Source organism: Ancylobacter sp. G4_0304 (assembly GCF_047501495.1).
Taxonomy (GTDB): domain Bacteria; phylum Pseudomonadota; class Alphaproteobacteria; order Rhizobiales; family Xanthobacteraceae; genus Ancylobacter.
This window is the reverse complement of sequence record NZ_JAZDRM010000019.1, coordinates 55,951-74,940: the sequence shown is the minus strand read 5'-3', so window position 1 is coordinate 74,940 and position 18,990 is coordinate 55,951. Positions and strand designations below refer to the sequence as shown.

At 67.3% G+C, this 18,990-nt stretch carries 17 protein-coding genes and 1 tRNA gene; 8 read left to right on the top strand and 10 right to left on the bottom strand.

All coding sequences use genetic code 11. The features are described 5' to 3' along the window. The first annotated feature begins 127 nt into the window (after window positions 1-127). Both VRZ77_RS12595 and VRZ77_RS12590 read left to right on the top strand, forming a co-directional pair. Window positions 128-1,441 carry a UDP-glucose dehydrogenase family protein gene (locus VRZ77_RS12595; protein ID WP_414592999.1) on the top strand — a complete coding sequence of 438 codons (1,314 nt, stop codon included), beginning with the start codon at window positions 128-130 and terminating at the stop codon, window positions 1,439-1,441. Window positions 1,442-2,053: 612 nt separating this feature from the next. Then, the gene (locus tag VRZ77_RS12590; RefSeq protein WP_414592998.1) at window positions 2,054-3,103 is read left to right on the top strand and encodes a glycosyltransferase; all 1,050 of its coding nucleotides are present in this window, start codon (window positions 2,054-2,056) and stop codon (window positions 3,101-3,103) included. A gap of 303 nt (window positions 3,104-3,406) precedes the next feature. On the opposite strand, the gene VRZ77_RS12585 is transcribed toward VRZ77_RS12590, so the two are convergent. Both VRZ77_RS12585 and VRZ77_RS12580 read right to left on the bottom strand, forming a co-directional pair. Further along, window positions 3,407-3,482: transfer RNA gene (locus tag VRZ77_RS12585), tRNA-Ala, on the bottom strand. Window positions 3,483-3,646: 164 nt separating this feature from the next. Then, window positions 3,647-4,045, bottom strand: a complete 399-nt coding sequence (locus VRZ77_RS12580; protein WP_414592997.1) for a TIGR02300 family protein — start codon at window positions 4,043-4,045, stop codon at window positions 3,647-3,649. Between the two features lie 165 nt (window positions 4,046-4,210). On the opposite strand from VRZ77_RS12580, the gene aroA reads away from it, so the two are divergent. From aroA to cobF, 4 genes are read left to right on the top strand one after another with little or no spacing between them, the layout of a single operon-like run. After that, complete coding sequence (gene aroA / locus VRZ77_RS12575) at window positions 4,211-5,611, top strand: 3-phosphoshikimate 1-carboxyvinyltransferase (protein WP_414592996.1); 1,401 nt, start codon at window positions 4,211-4,213, stop codon at window positions 5,609-5,611. Next, window positions 5,608-6,249, top strand: a complete 642-nt coding sequence (gene cmk, locus VRZ77_RS12570; protein ID WP_414592995.1) for a (d)CMP kinase — start codon at window positions 5,608-5,610, stop codon at window positions 6,247-6,249. The genes aroA and cmk overlap by 4 nt, the downstream gene beginning before the upstream one ends. Then, entirely contained in the window at window positions 6,246-6,638 is a 393-nt protein-coding gene (locus tag VRZ77_RS12565; protein WP_414592994.1) for a carboxymuconolactone decarboxylase family protein, read from the top strand. The genes cmk and VRZ77_RS12565 overlap by 4 nt, the downstream gene beginning before the upstream one ends. Continuing rightward, window positions 6,638-7,432: a precorrin-6A synthase (deacetylating) gene (gene cobF, locus VRZ77_RS12560; RefSeq protein WP_414592993.1), complete on the top strand. Its 795-nt coding sequence runs from the start codon at window positions 6,638-6,640 to the stop codon at window positions 7,430-7,432. The genes VRZ77_RS12565 and cobF overlap by 1 nt, the downstream gene beginning before the upstream one ends. Here cobF and VRZ77_RS12555 read toward each other — a convergent pair. Further along, window positions 7,359-8,198, bottom strand: coding sequence for an EAL domain-containing protein (locus VRZ77_RS12555; protein WP_414593014.1), 840 nt, complete (start codon window positions 8,196-8,198; stop codon window positions 7,359-7,361). The genes cobF and VRZ77_RS12555 overlap by 74 nt on opposite strands. Before the next feature lie 33 nt (window positions 8,199-8,231). Continuing rightward, window positions 8,232-8,990, bottom strand: coding sequence for a CSS-motif domain-containing protein (locus tag VRZ77_RS12550; protein ID WP_414592992.1), 759 nt, complete (start codon window positions 8,988-8,990; stop codon window positions 8,232-8,234). Window positions 8,991-9,555: 565 nt separating this feature from the next. On the opposite strand from VRZ77_RS12550, the gene rpsA reads away from it, so the two are divergent. Beyond that, on the top strand, window positions 9,556-11,262 hold the full coding sequence (gene rpsA / locus VRZ77_RS12545; RefSeq protein ID WP_414592991.1) for a 30S ribosomal protein S1: 1,707 nt from the start codon (window positions 9,556-9,558) through the stop codon (window positions 11,260-11,262). Between the two features lie 73 nt (window positions 11,263-11,335). Here rpsA and VRZ77_RS12540 read toward each other — a convergent pair whose 3' ends face one another. The 5 genes from VRZ77_RS12540 to VRZ77_RS12520 form a co-directional block, all read right to left on the bottom strand. After that, window positions 11,336-12,064, bottom strand: a complete 729-nt coding sequence (locus tag VRZ77_RS12540; RefSeq protein WP_414592990.1) for a hypothetical protein — start codon at window positions 12,062-12,064, stop codon at window positions 11,336-11,338. A 68-nt stretch (window positions 12,065-12,132) separates the two neighbouring features. Then, window positions 12,133-12,669 carry a sugar O-acetyltransferase gene (locus VRZ77_RS12535; protein WP_414593013.1) on the bottom strand — a complete coding sequence of 179 codons (537 nt, stop codon included), beginning with the start codon at window positions 12,667-12,669 and terminating at the stop codon, window positions 12,133-12,135. A 141-nt stretch (window positions 12,670-12,810) separates the two neighbouring features. Beyond that, a complete protein-coding gene (gene hemH / locus VRZ77_RS12530; protein ID WP_414592989.1) occupies window positions 12,811-13,887 on the bottom strand; it encodes a ferrochelatase in 1,077 nt (358 codons plus the stop codon). Between the two features lie 147 nt (window positions 13,888-14,034). Next, window positions 14,035-15,462: a homospermidine synthase gene (locus VRZ77_RS12525; RefSeq protein ID WP_241620992.1), complete on the bottom strand. Its 1,428-nt coding sequence runs from the start codon at window positions 15,460-15,462 to the stop codon at window positions 14,035-14,037. 205 nt (window positions 15,463-15,667) lie between these two features. Next, window positions 15,668-16,903 (bottom strand): polyhydroxyalkanoate depolymerase, encoded by a 1,236-nt coding sequence (locus tag VRZ77_RS12520; protein WP_414592988.1) that lies wholly within the window; start codon window positions 16,901-16,903, stop codon window positions 15,668-15,670. A gap of 243 nt (window positions 16,904-17,146) precedes the next feature. Here VRZ77_RS12520 and VRZ77_RS12515 point away from each other — a divergent pair, with 243 nt between their 5' ends. Further along, entirely contained in the window at window positions 17,147-17,959 is an 813-nt protein-coding gene (locus VRZ77_RS12515) for a glutathione S-transferase (RefSeq protein ID WP_414592987.1), read from the top strand. A gap of 178 nt (window positions 17,960-18,137) precedes the next feature. Here VRZ77_RS12515 and VRZ77_RS12510 read toward each other — a convergent pair whose 3' ends face one another. Then, window positions 18,138-18,761 carry a GNAT family N-acetyltransferase gene (locus tag VRZ77_RS12510; protein WP_414592986.1) on the bottom strand — a complete coding sequence of 208 codons (624 nt, stop codon included), beginning with the start codon at window positions 18,759-18,761 and terminating at the stop codon, window positions 18,138-18,140. Window positions 18,762-18,990 lie beyond the last annotated feature (229 nt).

The following is an 18,990-nucleotide window of genomic DNA, read 5'->3' as shown; positions in this document are numbered from 1 at the left end:
CCGCAGGGCATTCCGCAGCCTACCGCGTTGCAAAAACGGCGTGGCAGTGGTTTTGTCGAGGAGACCAGTGGTTTTGGGGTCGGACAATTTTCTTGCGCGGAATGCATTTGTCTCGGGGGCGTTTTTAATGAAGATCGTCATGATCGGCTCGGGCTATGTCGGGCTGGTATCTGGTGTTTGCTTTGCCGACTTCGGTCATCAGGTCATCTGCGTCGACAAGGACGCTTCGAAGATCGAGGCGCTCAACAGCGGCCGGCTTCCGATCTACGAGCCCGGCCTCGACGAGCTTGTCGCCAAGAATGTGCGCGAGCAGCGCCTGTCCTTCACCACCGACCTGGCCGGTCCGGTCGGTGAGGCCGACGCGGTGTTCATCGCGGTGGGTACGCCCTCGCGGCGCGGCGACGGCCATGCCGATCTGAGCTACGTCTACGGCGCGGCGCGCGAGATCGCGGCGGCGGTCAAGGGCTTCACCGTGGTGGTCGACAAGTCGACCGTTCCCGTCGGCACCGGCGACGAGGTCGAGCGCCTGATGCGCGAGGCCAACCCCGAGGCCGACGTGGCGGTGGTCTCCAACCCGGAATTCCTGCGCGAGGGCGCGGCGATCGGCGACTTCAAGCGCCCGGACCGCATCGTCATCGGCACGGTCGACGAGCGCGCCAAGGCGGTGATGACCGATGTCTATCGCCCGCTGTTCCTCAACACCTCGCCGCTGATCTTCACCGACCGCCGCACCGCCGAGCTGATCAAGTATTCGGCCAACGCCTTCCTCGCGATGAAGATCACCTTCATCAACGAGATCGCCGATCTGTGCGAGAAGGTCGGGGCGGATGTGCAGCAGGTCGCGCGCGGCATCGGCGCGGACAACCGCATCGGCTCCAAGTTCCTGCATGCCGGCCCCGGCTATGGCGGCTCGTGCTTCCCCAAGGACACGCTCGCCCTGGTCAAGACCGCGCAGGACAATGACAGCCCGGTTCGGCTGATCGAGACCACGGTGGCGATCAACGACCAGCGCAAGCGGGCGATGGCGCGCAAGGTGGTGCGCGCGGTGGGCGGCGACCTGTATGGCAAGAAGGTCGCCGTGCTCGGCCTCACCTTCAAGCCGAACACCGACGACATGCGCGAGGCGCCCTCGATCTCGATCATCCAGGCGCTGCAGGATGCCGGCGCCAAGGTGAGCGCCTATGATCCGGTGGGCATGGAGCAGGCCAAGCCGCTGCTGCCGGCCGGCATCTCCTACGCCGACAGCGTCTATGAGGCGGCGGCCGACGCGCATTGCATCGTGATCGTGACCGAATGGGATCAGTTCCGCGCGCTCGACCTGCCGCGTCTGAAGGAAAGCGTTGCCGACCCGATCCTGGTCGACCTGCGCAACATCTACCAGCCGGAGGAAGTGACCCGTCACGGCTTCCGCTACGCCAGCATCGGACGCGCCAGCGCCTGACCGCCGGCTCCGGGCGTTCCTGTCCGGGGCGTCTCTTCCAGTCTCGCCTTTCGTCGCCCCTTCGCGGTCCGCTGCGGAGGGGCGATTGCGTTTCAGGCCGAGCATCCGGGCGGCAGCCGTATGCGCTTGCGCCGGCGGCGCGCAATTCGGTCATCCGGCGGCGCCGCGCGGCGGCGATTTCTGCACAGGACGGCATGATTTCCCGCGTGCCGGGCGCCTGTGCTGTCGCGCGCACCGTGGAGGGATCGTTTAACGCGGGAAATGGATACCGTGGGCAAGCAGACCGAACAGTAATGGCGGTGATGCTGCCCGCCGTCACCTGTTACCATTGCAAAAGCCGCGGAACTGAACATTACGACTCAGCCCGGCAAACCATCTTCACCGTGCCGCCGGCGACCGGTCAGCCCCGGAGCGGCAGGTTGAACGCCGCACCGCTCACGCAAATCGCCCATGCGGCCCGCTGACGCGGCTGAAAGCGAGTCATTGCGGCCAACGATCCGTCGCGAAATCTTTGCTGCGGGCGCGAAGCCCGGTATGATGGGGGACGACGCAGCGCATTTTGGCTGTTTCCGTCGATTTATTACGAAATTTGTATTTTTAGGACGCCCACCTATGCCCTGTAAGGTACTTCATGTCAGTGAAGCGTTCGGCGGCGGTATCGTTTCTTCACTCTATTCCTTCGCGGAGAGCACGCCCGAAATCGACCATCACCTGCTGGTGTGCGAACGGCAGGACCAGCCGCTGTCCAAGGATCTTTCCGCGCGGTTTTCCTCGATTTCCGGCATGCGGCGCGGCTTTGTCGGCGCGGTGATCGACATCCGCCGCAAGGTGGAGGAGGTCGAGCCGGATTTCGTGCACCTTCATTCCAGCTTCGCCGGCGTCTATGGCCGGATGGCCGGCATCGATCCCGCGCGGCTGGTCTATTCGCCGCATGGCTTCAGCTTCCATCGCCGCAGCGCCAATCCCGCTCTGCGCGGCATTTATTTCGTCGCCGAGAAGATGCTGAGCTCGCGTTCGGCCGCCTTCGCCGGGGTGAGCCTCAAGGAGGTCGAGCTGGCGCAGCGCATGAACCCGCGCACCCGCAGCGTCTTCATCCCCAACACCACCGATTTCGATCATGGCCCGATCCGGCATTTCGAGAATGACGGCCACGCCCATGTGGTCAGCATGGGCCGTCTGTGCCCGCAGAAGGACCCGGGCTTCCTGCTGCAGATCCTGAAGCGGCTGCCGGCGGGGGTGCGCGACAAGTTCACCTTCACCTGGGTCGGCGGCGGCGATGAGCAGATGACGGCGGCGCTGAAGGCGGCCGGCGTCCATGTCACCGGCTGGGTGAATCATGCCGAGGCCCATGCCTATCTCGCCGAATGCGACCTGTATCTGCATGTCGCGGCATGGGAAGGCTTCCCGATGACGGTGATCGAGGCGGCCGCGCTCGGGCGGCCGATGATCGTGCGGAACATCTCGGCCTTTTCCGGCTTCGACCTGCCCGCCGACGCGCTGGTCGATTCGCCGGCCGAGGCCGCGGAACGGCTCGGGGCCTGGGTCGATTCGCCGGACGCCCGCTCCGGCACCTATGACATGATCGGCAATATCCGCGACATCTGCTCCAAGGACCGCCAGCGCGCCGCGCTGAGCGATCTCTATCGCGCCGACCTGCGCTGAACGCCGGGCGCTCCCTGCCGCCCGTGAGCGGGCAGGGAGCCCTGTTCACGGCACGCGCGTGGTGCCGGGATCAATCCTGCAATGCGGATGGATTTTGCCCCTGGAGGGCCTTCAGGCGCACAGGGATGGGGTGTGGCCGGGATGACGCTGGCGCGTCGGCCCGCGGAAGCCGCTCCCGAGTGCGCCATCGTCGCGAACGGATGTGACCGGCACGGCAGGGTCAGACAAGGAAAAGCCGCATCTGGGCCCGCGCAGCGTCAGGACCTACAGTCGGACGATCAAACGGGGATGTCGGGAGAGATTTGGTGGAGCCAGGCGGAATCGAACCGCCGACCTCTTGAATGCCATTCAAGCGCTCTCCCAACTGAGCTATGGCCCCACCGGGGGTTGCCGGGCGGGCGCTTCCCCGCCGGAGCGGTTGGGCGCCTTGGGTGTCTCACCCGGCGTGTCGCGCCGGCATCAGCCGGTGCGGACGGTCGTAAAGCACATGGCGGGAGAGACTGCAACCCCTCTCGTCGAAGAGGGAAAATCTCTCCACAGCCGTCAGCTCTCCTCGTCGTCCTCGAGGCCGTCGCCGATCAGGTCGGTGACGTCGTCGTCGCCGTCCTCGTCTTCTTCGAGGAAGGTGTCGTCGTCATCGCTGTCGACCTCGTCGTCGATCTCGATGTCGTCGTCCGCCGGCGCAGCCTTGCTGCTGGTGCCGGCGGCTTCCTCGTCGGCATCCTCCAGCGAGACCAGCTCGACGTCGGCCGCCTCTTCCGTCTCGGTGTCCGCCTCGACGACGGAGGCGCGAGCGGGTTCGGCGCGCCCGCGGGACACGGGAGCGGTGATCGGGACGATCTGGCCGGTATAGGGCGAGATCACCGGATCCTTGTTCAGGTCGTAAAACTTCCGCCCTGTGACAGGGCAGATGCGCTTGGTACCGAGTTCGGGCTTCACCACGGTTCGTAACCTCGGAAGGTGGTGATTGAAGGGAGGCTCCCATTGAACCGCGAGTTTGGCGGAGTCAAGACGCAATCGCATGGCGTGGCGACATTGACAGGCTCGTGGTAGGAAGCGCCGCGACAAACCTGCCCATCGCCCGACCACCGAAAAAGGCCCGCTCGCATGACCGATACGCTCTCGCCGTCCAAGGCCGCTCCCGCCCATGGTGCCGGCGTGCCGGTGCCCGCGCTGGCGCGTCGCTCGGGGCCGCTGGAGGGCACCGCCCGGGTGCCGGGTGACAAGTCGGTCTCGCACCGCGCGCTTATCTTCGGCACGCTCGCGGTGGGCGAGACGCGCATCTCCGGCCTGCTGGAGGGCGAGGACGTGCTGAACACCGCCAAGGCCTGCGCCGCGCTCGGCGCGGTGGTGGAGCGGCTCGGCGCGGGCGAATGGCGTGTCGAGGGCGTCGGCGTCGGCGGTCTGCGCGCGCCGGAAGCCCCGCTCGATTTCGGCAATGCCGGCACCGGCTCGCGGCTGATGATGGGCGTGGTCGCCGGCAACCCGATCACCGCCACCTTCGACGGCGATGCCAGCCTGCGCAAGCGCCCGATGCGCCGTATTCTCGACCCGCTGGAGAAGATGGGCGTCGAAGTGCTGGACGCCGCCGAGGGCGGGCGCCTGCCGGTCACGCTCAAGGGCCCGCGCGACCTGGTGCCGATCGTCTATGAGAGCCCGGTGGCTTCGGCGCAGATCAAGTCCGCCGTGCTGCTCGCCGGCCTCGGTGCGCCGGGCGAGACCACGCTGATCGAGAAAGAGGCGAGCCGCGACCATACCGAGCGCATGCTGGCGCATTTCGGCGCGGATGTACGGGTCGAGCCCTATGGCGAGCACGGCCGCAAGGTGACGCTCAAGGGGCGCCCGGAGCTGAAGCCGGCGCCCGTGCGGGTGCCGTCCGATCCCTCTTCCGCCGCGTTCCCGCTGGTCGCCGCGCTCATCGTGCCGGGCTCCGACATCGTGATCGAGGGCGTGATGACCAATCCGCTGCGCACCGGCCTGTTCACCACGCTGAAGGAGATGGGCGCCGACATCACGCTGCTGAACGAGCGCGTCGAAGGCGGCGAGAGCGTCGCGGACCTGCATGTGCGCCACTCCGCGCTCAGGGGCGTGGTGGTGCCGCCCGAGCGCGCGCCCTCGATGATCGACGAGTATCCGGTGCTGGCGGTCGCGGCGGGCTTCGCGCAGGGCACGACCCGGATGCGCGGGCTGTCGGAATTGCGGGTCAAGGAATCCGATCGGCTGGCGGTGGTGGCGGCCGGGCTCGCGGCGACCGGCGTCGTGCATCGCATCGAGGGCGACGACCTCATCGTCGAGGGTCATGGCGCGGTGCCCGGCGCGATTCCCGGCGCGGGGCCGGTCGCGACCCATATGGACCACCGCATCGCCATGAGCTTCCTGGTGATGGGTCTGGCGAGTGAGCAGCCGGTGACCATCGACGACATCACCTTCGTCGCCACCAGCTTCCCCGCCTTCACGCCGATCATGCGGGCGCTCGGCGCGGTGATCGAGGAGACGCCGGCGTCATGATCATCGCCATCGACGGCCCGGCCGCCTCGGGCAAGGGCACGCTGGCGCGCCGGCTGGCCGTCCATTACGGGCTGCCCCATCTCGATACTGGCCTGCTTTATCGCGCGGTCGGGTCGGCGGCGCTGGCGCGTGCGATTCCCTTCGACGACGCCGACGCGCTGGGCAGAATCGCGGCCGGGCTTGATGTCGCCGCGCTCGATCCCGAGGCGCTGAAGGCCGGGCCGGTGGGCGAGGCGGCCTCCAGGGTCGCGGCGGTGCCACAGGTGCGCGCCGCCTTGCTCCGGCTCCAGCAGGATTTTGCCCGCCAGCCCGGCGGGGCGGTGCTCGACGGGCGCGACATCGCCACCGTGATCGCTCCCGACGCACAGGTGAAGATCTTCGTCACGGCCAGCCCCGAGGTGCGGGCCGAGCGCCGCTACCGCGAGTTCGCCGGGCGCGGCGACACGGCGAGCTATGACGAGGTGCTGGCGGATATCCGCCGGCGCGACGAACGCGATTCCGGCCGTGCCAGCGCGCCGCTGGTGCGGGCGCCCGACGCGGTGCTGCTCGACAACAGCGCGCTCGATCGCGACCAGAGCTGGCAGGCGGCGCTCGCCATTGTCGAGGCGAAGCGGCGGGAGACGGGGAGCGCGACATGAGCGGGGAAGCGGAAAGCGAGCGGCTGGAGCGCGGCCGGGCGCGGCTTAAGGAGATCACCGGCCAGAGCGGGGAGAAGGTGATGGCGGCGCTCGCCGACGTCGCGCCCGATTTCGCGCGCTACATTTTCGAGTTCGGCTATGGCGACGTCTATTCCCGCCCCGGCCTCGATCTGCGCACCCGCATGCTGGCGACGGTGGCCGGGCTGGTGGCGCTCGGCCACGCCAAGCGCGAGCTGGAGGTGCATATCGGCTCGGCGCTCAATGTCGGCGCCACCCGCGAGGAGGTGGTGGAGACCATCATGCAGATGGCGCTTTATGCAGGCTTTCCCGCCGCGCTGGACGCGCTGCTGATCGCCAAAGACGTGTTCGCCGCCCGCGACGCGCTGTGATGCGCCGCCTCCTCGTCATCGGCATCGGTGTCGGCGATCCCGATCACCTGACCTTTCAGGCGGTGGCGGCGATGAACCGGGCGGAGGTGTTCTTCCTGCTCGACAAGGGGGAAGCGGCGGCCGAGCTGGTGCGGCTGCGCGAGGAACTGCTCGCCCGGCACATGCGCCGGCCCTACCGCATCGCCCGCGCCGACAGCCCGAAGCGCGATGTCGCCGCGCCCTACAAGGCCGGCGTGGCGGCCTGGCACGAGGCGCGCGCGGCGCTGGTGGCGGGGATGATCGCCCGCGAGCTGCCGGAGGACGGCACCGGGGCCTTCCTGGTCTGGGGCGATCCCGCGCTCTACGATTCCACCCTGCGCATTCTTGACGCGGCGCGCGAGGCTGGCGCGCCGGCCTTCGAGATCGAGGTGTTTCCCGGCATCAGCGCGGTTCAGGCACTGACGAGCGCCCACGGCATCGTGCTCAACACGGTCGGCGACCCGGTGATCGTCACCACCGGCCGGCGCAGCCTCGACGATTTGCGGCCCGACGCCACGCTGGTGGCCATGCTCGACGACGGCTCGGGCCTGCGCGCGCTGATGGCACGCGGTGATTCGCTCGATATCTGGTGGGGCGCCTATCTCGGCTCGCCGGACCAGATGCTGGCGGCCGGGCGGCTGAGCGAGGTGGGTGAGATCATCCTGGAGCGGCGCGCGCAGGCCCGGGCGCGCAAGGGCTGGATCATGGATGTGTGGCTGGTGCGGCCGGCCCCTCCGCCCCCCGCCCCGCAGCCGGACGGCGCAACCCGTCCTTGACGCGGATCGGCGCCGGCCCCAGGCGCTGCTGGCACTGCTTGTGAAAGGCGATGAAGTCGTCCGCCGGAAGCGGCTTGGCAAACAGCCAGCCCTGCGCGAGCTCCACGCCGCGTTCGTTGAGGTAGTCGGCCTGGTCCTGCCGCTCCACCCCCTCGGCGACGACGAGCAGGTTGAGCGCCTTGGCCATGTCGATGATGTGGTTGGTCACCGAACTGGTCGCGGTCACCTTGCCGATGGTGTCGACGAAGCTCTTGTCGATCTTGAGCGCATTCAGCGGCAGGGTCTGGAGATATTGCAGGCTGGAATAGCCGGTGCCGAAATCGTCGATCGCCGTGCCGTGGCCAATGCGCCGGGCCTCGATCAGGGTGCGCCGCGCGCCCTCGACATCGACAAAGCCGCGCTCGGTGGCTTCCAGCAGGATCTGCTCCGGCCAGATACCGGTATGGTCCAGCGCGGCGGCCAGCACCGGCAGGAAGCGCCCGGTGCTGATGTCCTCGGCGCACAGGTTGATCGCGACATGCAGCGAGCGATCGGCGACCAGCATCTGGTTGAGGTCCGACACCACCCGCTCGATGACCTGATCGGTGATCGGCATGATCAGCCCGGAGGTCTCGGCCAGCGGGATGAACTCGTCGGGCCGCACCATCGTGCCGTCGGGGCGGCGCCAGCGCACCAGGGCCTCGGCGCCGATGCAGCGTCCGGTCTCCAGCTCGATGATCGGCTGGTAATGCACCGGGAATTCGCGGTGGCGCACCGCCGCTGCCAGCTCGCTCAGCGGCGAATGCCGCCGGCGCGCCAGCTAGAAGATGATGCCGCCGCTGCAGGCGGTGATGATCAGCGCCAGCCCCAGCAGGACGGCTCTTTCGTTGTGAATATAGGCCATCAGGCCGACCGCCGGCTCCGTGACGATCACCGTCCATCCGTCTTGCCGGACGACGGCGTAATTCACGCCGTTCGCCGTGCCCGATCCCTCGCGCGCCGCCAGCGCCGTGACGTCGATATCGGCGTCGGGATTTCGTGCGGCGATAACCCGCCCGTTCTCCAGCAGCGTCACCGAGATGCCGGGCGCCGGCGCGTAGCCGAGCAGCAGCGAGGGGTCGATGAGGATGGCATGGTCGCCGAACGCCAGCGAGATCACATTGACCCGCGGCGCGATCCGGGAGCGGACGTCGAGACGGATGCCGATGCCGTCCGGCCGCGTGACGTCCGGCGCGCCCTCGTCCACCTGCTCGCTGAACGGCCCGAAGGCGGAGCACTGGAACATGCCGTCATGGACATAGGCGACGCCGACCGTGATCGGCGAGCTCACCATGAACCGGCGCATGTGCTGGATATGCTGTTCCGAGCAGGGCGTGTAGTCCGTCGCGGCCATGGAGCGCAGCGCGGCTGCGGCCGAACGGTAGATTTCCTCGGTTTGGCCGATCACGCTGCGCGCGGTGGTCTGCAGCTGCGCCCGGTGGTCTGCCGTGTCGAGGTGCCAGGCCAGGTAGACCGCGCCCAGGACGGGAGGTACCGAGCCGGCCAGCGCCAGCAGGACGTTCAGGGCCAGGGTGCGCAAGTGCTTCGAGCGATCCATGGCGACCGAGCGGGGCGCGATCCCGCGGAACATCCGCCGAAACCACCGTTTCGCGACAACCGGGCCCTGACTCGCATTGTACATTGGCGTCGCGGCATGACGACCGCTCCCTCGCTGCGCCATACAATCCGACATATGGCCTGGAAAGGAAAGTGCGATCCGCCGGCCGGCACCGCGTCCGCTCTCTGAGGCCGAAGCCTTGCCTTTGCAAGCGTCCGGCGCTATATGCACGCGCGTCCAGGCGCCACACATGTCAGTGCGGCGGCCGGGCGGGCCGGGAGTGCGGCAGACGCATTTCCGAAGCTGGGAGGCATGCCCGCCTTTGCCGCGCTTTCGGCGCCGGATCATCGAGAGTGGAATGGCGGGGCTTTTGGCGCCCGGCATCGTCCGCCTCTCCTCCGACATATCCTGTCGTGCTTGCTGCGGCCACATGCGCCGGGCCTTCGTTTCACCGCGAAGGTAGCGCCGGAAATGCCAGGTTCCGGTGCCCGTGGCACAGCGCGACATCATCAACCCCGTGCCGGCGCTTTGGCTATCAGGAGTTTAAATGTCCGCTACTCAAACCCTCGCTTCCGCGCGTGACGATTTCGCCGCGATGCTCGAAGAGAGCTTCGGCCAGACCGAGCCGGCCGAAGGCTCCGTCGTCAAGGGCATCGTCGTCGCGATCGAGAAGGACCTCGCCATCATCGACATCGGTCTGAAGACCGAAGGTCGCGTGGCGCTGCGCGAGTTCGCCGGCCCCGGCCGCGACCAGCAGATCAAGGTCGGCGATGAAGTCGAAGTCTATCTGGAGCGCGTCGAGAACGCGCTCGGCGAAGCCGTTCTCTCGCGCGACAAGGCGCGCCGCGAAGAGAGCTGGGTCCGCCTCGAAAAGGCGTTCAACGCCACCGAGAAGGTCACCGGCGTGATCTTCAACCAGGTCAAGGGCGGCTTCACCGTCGATCTCGACGGCGCCGTGGCCTTCCTGCCGCGCTCGCAGGTGGACATCCGTCCGATCCGCGACGTCGGCCCGCTGATGCACAACCCGCAGCCGTTCCAGATCCTCAAGATGGATCGCCGCCGCGGCAACATCGTGGTGTCGCGCCGCACGGTTCTCGAAGAGACCCGCGCCGAGCAGCGTCACGAGCTGGTGCAGAATCTCGAAGAGGGTCAGGTCATCGACGGCGTGGTCAAGAACATCACCGATTACGGTGCGTTCGTCGACCTCGGCGGCATTGACGGCCTGCTGCACGTCACCGACATCGCCTGGCGCCGCGTGAACCACCCGACCGAGGTGCTGAACATCGGCCAGACGGTCAAGGTGAAGATCATCAAGATCAACCACGAGACCCACCGCATCTCGCTCGGCATGAAGCAGCTGCTCGGCGATCCGTGGGAGGGCATCGAGGCCAAGTACCCGGTGGAGGCCCGCTTCAAGGGGCGCGTCACCAACATCACCGACTACGGCGCGTTCGTCGAGCTGGAGCCGGGGATCGAGGGTCTGATCCACGTCTCCGAGATGAGCTGGACCAAGAAGAACGTTCACCCCGGCAAGATCGTCGCCACCTCGCAGGAAGTGGAAGTCGCGATCCTCGAGGTCGATCCGGTCAAGCGCCGCATCTCGCTGGGTCTCAAGCAGACCCTGCAGAACCCGTGGGATGCCTTCGCCGAGAAGTATCCGTCCGGCGCCGTGGTCGAGGGCGAGGTCAAGAACAAGACAGAGTTCGGCCTGTTCCTGGGCCTCGACGGCGACGTCGACGGCATGGTGCACCTGTCCGACCTCGACTGGAACCGTCCGGGCGAGCAGGTCATCGACGAGTTCAAGAAGGGCGACGTGATCAAGGCGGTCGTTCTCGACGTGGATGTCGAGAAGGAGCGCATCTCGCTCGGCGTGAAGCAGCTCGCCGGCGACCCCTTCCAGGATTCGGGCGAGATCAAGAAGGGCGCGATCGTCACCTGCGAAGTCACCGACGTGAAGGACGGCGGCGTCGAGGTGAAGATCGTCGGCACCGACATGTCGACCTTCGTGAAGCGCTCGGAACTGGCCCGCGACCGCGGCGACCAGCGTCCGGACCGCTTCGCCGTCGGCGAGAAGTTCGATGCCCGCGTCATCCTGTTCGACCGCAAGGCCCGCAAGGTCCAGGTGTCGATCAAGGCGCTGGAGATCGCCGAGGAGAAGGAAGCCGTTGCGCAGTTCGGCTCGCAGGATTCGGGCGCTTCGCTCGGCGACATCCTGGGCGCCGCGCTCAAGAAGGCGAACGAGAAGGCCGAGTGATCGGCCTGATCTTCCGACCCTGAACATGGAAACGGCCGGCGTGGCGACACGCCGGCCGTTTTCGTTTTGACGATTAGAGAGAGATCCAGATTTCCAGCCGTCCCGGCGCCACGCGCGGGCTGGACACCACATTGAGCGGCTTTGCCGGCTGCTTCGCATTGGCGAGGCTTTGCCGGAGACTCGCGGCGAGCGCCTTCGCCAAGGGTTCGAGATCGCCGGAATAGCGAATCTCCCACTGCCGAGCCGCCGCGGTCGTCCGCTCGCCGCCGCGGCTGAGGCCCTGCATGTTCCAGCCGGCCTTGGCGAGTTCGCCCATCACGACGCGAATATCGTCGCGGTTGAAACCGGCGAACTGCGTGAAGACCGGGATCGAAGCCGCCGCCGCGGGGGCGTTGGGGACGGCGGGTGTACCCGAGAGCCATTCGACGCCGGAAGCTGTCGGCGGAGGGGCGGCCTCATCGGCGACGACACGACAGGAGCGCCAGAAATAGACGAGGCAGTCCATCTCGCGCCAGCCCGGACGCAGCGTGTTGAAGGCGAACAGTACGACCCAACCTGTCGCAAGAAGCAGCGCGAACCATCTCAGGAGCAGGGCGATGACCGGATCCTTCAGCATCGCCACCAGCAGAATGACAACCAGCCCCCCAGCGAGCACGAAGAGGATGGTGGGAATGTCGGTCTGAAGGTCGACGAACTGGCCGACAGCGGCAGCGGCGGCGGCCAGCGCGACGCCAGCCATGATCAGCGCCGATTCGTTGGGGTGCCGTTTTGCCCAATCGCGCAAAAAGAGGAACTGGTCCATTGATACCACCATTTTGAGTTGCATAAATGGATATGCAATCAAAGATGGTGGCGAGCGGTATTTTATTCTCAGCCCCGCACCCGCGCAGGATTCCCCAGCGCCGTCGCCCCGGCCGGGACGTCCTTCGTCACCACGGCTCCCGCGCCGATGACCGCGTCGTCGCCGATGGTCACGCCCGGCAGGATGATGGCGCCGCCGCCGATCCAGACATTGCGGCCGATCTTCACCGGCCGTCCGAATTCGAGGCCGGTGGCGCGGGTGGCTGGGTCGCGCGGGTGGTCGGCGGTGTAGATGTGCACACCCGGCGCGATCTGGGTGGCGTCGCCGATGGTCACCTCCACCACGTCGAGGATTACGCAGTCGAAATTCAGGAACACCCCGGCGCCGAGGCGGATGTTGAAGCCGTAGTCGCAATGGAAGGGCGGGCGGATGGTGGAGCCGTCGCCCATCGCGCCGAGCCGCGCGCGCAGGATCGCATCCCGCTCCGCCTGCGGCTGGCCGAGCGCGGCGTTGAACCGCGCCATAAAGGCCGCCGCCTCGGCCTGCGCGGCCTGAATCTCGGGATCGGCGGCGTGATAGAGCTCGCCCGCAAGCATCTTCTGCATCTGGCTGCGGGCGGGTGTGGCGCTGTCGGACACGAGAGGTTCTCCGCGTTGGATCGCTGGGGGAACCTTCCTCGCCGGACCACGACCTTCGAGGCAAAACACGTTTGGTTTCGCGCTGATACGCAGCGTCGGGCGGGCGCCTCAGTCGAGGTCGACCCAGCCGCGCAGCTCGCGCTTCACCACAGCCTCCAGCACCGCCATGCCGCCGTCCGAATCATTGAGGCAGGGGATGAAGTGGAACTTCTCGCCGCCATTGTGCAGGAAGATCTCGGCATTCTCGCCGCCGATCTCCTCCAGCGTCTCCAGGCAGTCGGCAACGAAGCCGGGGGTGATGACCGCGAGCTTCTTCACGCCGGACTTCGCCAGCGCCTCCACGGTCTTGTCGGTATAGGGCTGGAGCCATTCCTCCTTGCCGAAGCGCGACTGGAAGGTGAGCTTCAGCTTGCCTTCCGGCCAACCGAGCTTCTCGCGCACCAGCCGCGTGGTCTGGTGGCAATAGCACTGGTAGGGGTCGCCCTTCACGAAATAGCTCTTGGGAATGCCATGGAACGAGGCGAGCACCAGTTCCGGCTCCCAGTCGAGCTTCGCCAGCTCGGTGGTGATGGAATTGGCCAGCGCTTCGATATAGGCCGGCTCGTCGGGCCAGTGCGGGGCGACGCGCAGCACCGGCTGCCAGCGCATCTTCTTGAGCTGGTCGAAGGCGGCGTCGCACACCGTGGCCGAGGTGGCGGCGGCATATTGCGGATAGAGCGGCACCAGCAGGATGCGCTCGCAGCCAATTTTCTGCAGCGCCTCGATGCGCGAGGCGATGGAGGGGTTGCCGTAGCGCATCGCCCAGTCGACGACGAGGCGCCGGTCGAGCGGGGCCAGCGCGGCGGACAGCTTCTCGGACTGCGCGCGGGTGATGGTGCGCAGCGGACCCTCGTTCCGCTCCTTGTTCCAGATGGTCTCGTAATCCTTGCCCTTGGCCTGCGGGCGCCTGGACAGGATCACGACGTTCAGCAGGAACCACCACAGGACGCGGTTGACCTCGATGACGCGGCGGTCGGAGAGGAATTCGCGCAGATAGCGGCGCATCGACCAGTAATCGGTGCCGTCCGGCGTCCCGAGATTGACGATGAGCACGCCGATCCGCCCATAGGCGACCGGGGGATGGCCGGGGGGCAGGGTGGAAGTGACGGGATCGGCGCCGCGCGGCACCGGGACGGCCTTGTTCATCGGCATGCCTCGCCTGAGGGGATCGCCGAGCTTATAGGCCCTCGCGCCGGGCTTTCCAACCGGCGCGGAGGTCACGGCCTCGTGGCCGGATCGGCCTCACCCCGGCGCGCCGATGAGCCGGGGTGAGGCGCTACGTGGGCCCGGCGGTCAGCGCACCAGAATGTTGCGGAACTGCCAGGGGTCGGAGGTGTCTATGTCCTCGGGGAACAGGCCGGGGCGCCCATCCAGCGGGGTCCAGTCGGTGTAATAGCCCTTCAACGTGCCGAGATAGGGCTTCTGGACCTCAAGGCAGCGCTGGAAGTCCATCTCGTCGGTCTCGACGATGCCGGCCTCGGGGTTCTCGATCGCCCACACCATGCCGGCCAGCACGGCGGAGGACACCTGAAGCCCGGTCGCGGTCTGGTAGGGCGCCAGGTTGCGGGTTTCCTCAATGGTGAGCTGCGAGCCGTACCAATAGGCATTCTTCTCATGGCCGAACAGCAGCACACCCAGCTCGTCGCGGCCGTCGACGATCTCGTCCTCGGTGAGGATGGTCCATTCGTCCTGGAACCGGCCCTCATTGCCGAACATCTCATGCCAGGACAGAACGGCGTCGTTGCAGGGGTGATAGGCGTAATGGCAGGTCGGTCGGTACGACACCTGCGCGCCGTTACGCACGGTGAAATAATCGGCGATCGAGATCGATTCGTTATGGGTGACGAGGAAGCCGTGCTGGGGCCCGAGGCTCGGGCACCAGGTGCGCACCTTGGTGGCGGCGCCGGCCTGCATCAGGTAGATCGCGGCGCCGGAACCGAAATTGTGGGTGTGGCCGTTCGCCGGCATCCACTTCTCATGGGTGCCCCAGCCCAGCTCGGCCGGCTGCAGACCCTCCGAGACGAAGCCCTCCACCGACCAGGTGTTGATGAACTTGCCGAAGGGGCGCGGATCGCGGGCGCGCTGGGTGTCGCGCTCGGCGATGTGGATGCCCTTGACGCCGGCGCGGGCCATCAAATCGGCCCAGCCCTCGCGGGTGACGGGAATGGTGAAATCGAGGCCGGTGTCGGTCGCGATGTCGACCAGAGCCTGCTTGACGAACCACGACACCATGCCGGGATTGGCGCCGCAGCAGGACACGGCGGTCAACCCGCCGGGATTCTCGCGCTTGGCCTTGAGCATGGATTCGCGCAGCGCGTAATTGGAGCGGCTGGCGGGGGTGGCGTCCTTGTCGAAATAGAAGCCGAGCCACGGCTCCACCACGGTATCGATATAGAGCGCGCCGCATTCGCGGGCGAAGGTCATGATGTCGACCGAGCCGGTATCGACCGACAGGTTGACGAGGAAACCGCGTCCGCCCGTGGTGAGCAGCGGCCCCAGAATCTCCCGGTAATTCTCCCGCGTGATCGCGGTCTGGAGAAAGCGGATGCCGCGTTCGTCCAGCAAAGCGCGATTATCGTCCTTGGGATCGATGACGGTCAGGCGTTCCTTGTCGAAGTCGAAGTGCCGCTCCAGCAGGGGAAGCGTGGCGCGACCGATCGAGCCGAAGCCGATCATCACGATGGGACCATCGATCTTTGCGTAGACAGGCCAAACCGACATTCTCGGGGGGACTCCTTTGGTTCCGAGGGACATAAAATTACGCGCGCACCATGGGTGCGTGAGCCTGCGCCGTCAATGGTGACGGGGCGGTGACAGCGTAGGGTGTTCGCGCACGGGCCTGCGGGTGATCGCGGTCATCGCCAACAGCGATGAGCCGGGATCCGCTCCGCCCTTGTCTTGAACGGGGGTGGAGGCCGGCGCGGCCTCAGTCCTCGGCGGCGAGGATGTGGTTGCGCACCAGCGGATAGACCTGGCCCTGCCAGCGCCGGCCGGAGAACACGCCGTAATGGCCGACGCCGGCCTGCATGTGGTGGCGCTTGCGGTGCGGGCGCAGGCCGGAGCAGATGTCCTGCGCCGCCACGGTCTGGCCGACCGCGCAGATATCGTCGCGCTCGCCTTCGACGGTGAGCAGCGAGGTGCGGCGGATGGCACGGAAATCGATCTTCTCGCCGCGATAGGTCAGCTCGCCGCGCGGCAGGTCGTGCTCCTGGAACACCTTGCGGATGGTCTCCAGATAGAATTCCGCGGCGAGGTCCAGCACCGCGAAATACTCGTCGTAGAAATTCTTGGCGGTGTCGGCCTTGGCGTGCTCGCCCATGGCGAGGTTCTCGAACAGCTCGACATGGGCCTTGACGTGCCGGTCGAGGTTCATCGCCATGAAGGCGCCGACCTGCACGAAGCCGGGATAGACCCGCCGCCCCACCCCGGGGAAGCCCGGCGGTACGGTGGCGATCAGGTTCTTCTCGAACCAGTCCATCGACTTGGAGGTGGCGAGCTCGTTGACCTTGGTCGGGTTGATGCGGGTGTCGACCGGCCCGGCCATCAGCGTGATGGAATGGGGCGTCGCGGGATTGTCCTCCTGCGCCATCACCGCGGTGGCGGCGAGCACCTGCACGCAGGGTTGGCACACGGCGAGCGCGTGCCCGCCCGGCCCGATGATCTCCAGGAAGCGGATGACATGCTCGACATAATCGTCGAAGCCGAAGGTGCCCTCGCTGAGCGGGACGTCGCGGGCATTGTGCCAGTCGGTGATGTAGACGTCGTTTTCCGGCAGCAGCGTCTTCACCGTGCCGTGCAGCAGCGTGGCGAAATGGCCGGAGAGCGGGGCCACCACCAGAATGCGCGGCTGCGGCTGGTCGATGTCCTTCCTGAAGCGCAGCAGCGAGCCGAAGGGCAGGCGCGCCACCACTTCCTCGGTGACCTCGACCTCGCGATTGCCGACCTCGACCGTGCCGATGCCGAAGGCCGGCCGGGCATGGGAGAGGCTGGCGCGCTCAAACATTTCCAGCGCGGCGCTGACATTGCGCAGCAGGGCGTTCTGGCCGAAGCCGGCGCCCCAGTTCGCGCCCCACGCCGTGTTCATCATGCGGCGGGACATGCGTGCGGCGCTGCGCAGCGGATCGAGCAGGTCGGCCTGAGCCTGATAGGCGGCATAGATCATATGCGTGAGGCTCGTGCGCGTGAGGCTCTGTGAGCGAGGGCCGGGACGGGGCGTCCAAAGCCAAGGCTAGAACAGTTACGGGGAGGCGACGATACGACGATTGTCGCGCTTTCGTCATGCAAATCCTGCGGGCGCCGCGCCCCCCGCTGCCGGTAATCGGGGAACGTATCCGGAATGGCACGAATAGTGATTGCCGATGCCGCGTTCATCTTCCCTCGCTGACCCCGGACAGGACCTTCGCACATGCCCGCCCCCACTTCCGCATCCAAGCCCGCATCCGGATCGGGGGCGACGTCCGCCAAGGCGAAGACGCCGGCCACCAAGACGAAGACGCCTGCCGCGAAAGCGGCGGCCGACCCCAAACCCGCGCCCGCGAAGAAGCCGAAGGCCGCCGCCCCGGCGCCCGACGCCGTGCTGACGCTCAGTAGCAAGAACTATTCCTCATGGTCGCTGCGCGGTTTCCTGCTGTGCCGGATGGCGGGGCTGGAGATCGCCGAGGCGCGTGTCTCGGCAGACGATCCCAGCATCCGCGCCGAGCTGCTGTTGCAATCCTCGTCCTTCCTGGTGCCGCGTCTCGATCATGAGGGGCTGCGGATCTGGGACACGCTGGCGATCGCCGAATACCTGCACGAACTGAAGCCAGATGCCGGGCTTCTGCCCACGGATAAGGCAGCGCGGGCGCATTGCCGCTCGATCAGCGGCGAGATGCATTCCGGCTTTGCCAATCTGCGCTCGGCCTTGCCGATGAACATCAAGGCGCGCCATCCGGGCTTCAAGGTCTGGACCGGGGCGCAGGCGGACATTGCGCGCATCCTCGCCATCTGGTCGGAGTGCTTCGAGACCTATGGCGGGCCTTATCTGTTCGGCAAGACGCCGACCATGGCGGACGCGATGTACGCGCCGGTCTGCTCGCGCTTCACCACCTATGACGTGAAGCTCGACGCCGCGTCCAAGGCCTATTGCACGCTCATGCTCGCCCACCCCGCCATGGTGGAGTGGAGCAAGGACGCGGTGGAGGAGCCGGACGAGATGGAGGAGCTCGACGTCGAGTTCTGACCCGTTTGAGGGGAACCCGGCGGCGCTCGACCCCATCCCGTCCGAAGGGACGGAGGGACGCGGAGCCGCGCGCCCGCGCTCGATCCTTCGCAGGAGAACGCAGGGAGAGGCTCGACGCATCCCTCCGATGGGAATTTGGTGCGCCCTCTTCCCGTCGGAGGAGAGGGCGCCATACGGCTTACGCGATGCGCTTCAGCGCGCCTTCTTCCTCGCGCACGATCAGCTCGGTGAGGCTCGGGCTGGCGATTTCCTCGCCGGTGGCGCTCACCAGACCCCGCGCGCCGGAAAGCGCGCCGGGGGTGAGCTCCAGCCCGAGGAAGCGGTTGCGGTCGAACGCGCCCGGCAGCCACAGGCCCTCGGTCAGCGTGGCGTCGAAGCCGAACCGCGCATAATAGGGCGCGTCGCCGACCAGCAGGATCGCGCCATGGCCGAGCCGGCTCGCCTCGCAGATCGCGGTGGTCATCATCGCCGCGCCGAGACCCATGGAACGGAACCACGGGTGGATCGCCAGCGGGCCGAGCAGCAGCGCCGGGCGCGCGGGGCCCGCCGTGACGTGCCACAGCCGCAGCGTGCCGACCACGCGCCCGTCCGCGCCATGGGCGGCGAAGGCGAGGCCCTTGGCCGGCAGCCGGCCTTCGCGCAGGCGCTCCGAGGGCTTGGCAAGACGCGCGGCGCGGCCGAAGGCCAGATCCAGCAGCGCCTCGCGCTGGGCGATGTCGGCCGAAGTCTCCAGCGAGATCACGGGCGCGGGGGCGGTGACGACGGGAGCGGTGATGTCGGCGGCGGCGAAGGTGTAGGTCATGGCGGCCTCAAACACCCGGATCGTCGGGCAAAAGAGGTGAAAGGGAATTGTGAAAGTCCCGTGCGGCGGGGTTGTTCCGCTCTGGCGGCTTGGCGCCGCCCGTCACGCTCGCCTGAACCCTCGTTCAGGATGCCCTGCCGGCGAGGCCGCCGGCGGAGCAGGACCGCCCCTCGGCCCGCCGGGCCGAAAGGCGCCCGGACCGTCTCCGGTCCGGGTCACAGGTGATCTG

Coding starts and splice junctions, on each gene's coding strand:
- VRZ77_RS12525 (WP_241620992.1), bottom strand. CDS start 15,462: ATGTCGGTTTGGCCTGTCTACGCAAAGATCGATGGTCCCATCGTGATG.
- VRZ77_RS12595 (WP_414592999.1), top strand. CDS start 128: ATGAAGATCGTCATGATCGGCTCGGGCTATGTCGGGCTGGTATCTGGT.
- VRZ77_RS12520 (WP_414592988.1), bottom strand. CDS start 16,903: ATGATCTATGCCGCCTATCAGGCTCAGGCCGACCTGCTCGATCCGCTG.
- VRZ77_RS12590 (WP_414592998.1), top strand. CDS start 2,054: ATGCCCTGTAAGGTACTTCATGTCAGTGAAGCGTTCGGCGGCGGTATC.
- VRZ77_RS12540 (WP_414592990.1), bottom strand. CDS start 12,064: ATGGACCAGTTCCTCTTTTTGCGCGATTGGGCAAAACGGCACCCCAAC.
- VRZ77_RS12535 (WP_414593013.1), bottom strand. CDS start 12,669: ATGCAGAAGATGCTTGCGGGCGAGCTCTATCACGCCGCCGATCCCGAG.
- VRZ77_RS12565 (WP_414592994.1), top strand. CDS start 6,246: ATGAGCGGGGAAGCGGAAAGCGAGCGGCTGGAGCGCGGCCGGGCGCGG.
- hemH (WP_414592989.1), bottom strand. CDS start 13,887: ATGAACAAGGCCGTCCCGGTGCCGCGCGGCGCCGATCCCGTCACTTCC.
- rpsA (WP_414592991.1), top strand. CDS start 9,556: ATGTCCGCTACTCAAACCCTCGCTTCCGCGCGTGACGATTTCGCCGCG.
- cobF (WP_414592993.1), top strand. CDS start 6,638: ATGCGCCGCCTCCTCGTCATCGGCATCGGTGTCGGCGATCCCGATCAC.
- cmk (WP_414592995.1), top strand. CDS start 5,608: ATGATCATCGCCATCGACGGCCCGGCCGCCTCGGGCAAGGGCACGCTG.
- VRZ77_RS12510 (WP_414592986.1), bottom strand. CDS start 18,761: ATGACCTACACCTTCGCCGCCGCCGACATCACCGCTCCCGTCGTCACC.
- aroA (WP_414592996.1), top strand. CDS start 4,211: ATGACCGATACGCTCTCGCCGTCCAAGGCCGCTCCCGCCCATGGTGCC.
- VRZ77_RS12515 (WP_414592987.1), top strand. CDS start 17,147: ATGCCCGCCCCCACTTCCGCATCCAAGCCCGCATCCGGATCGGGGGCG.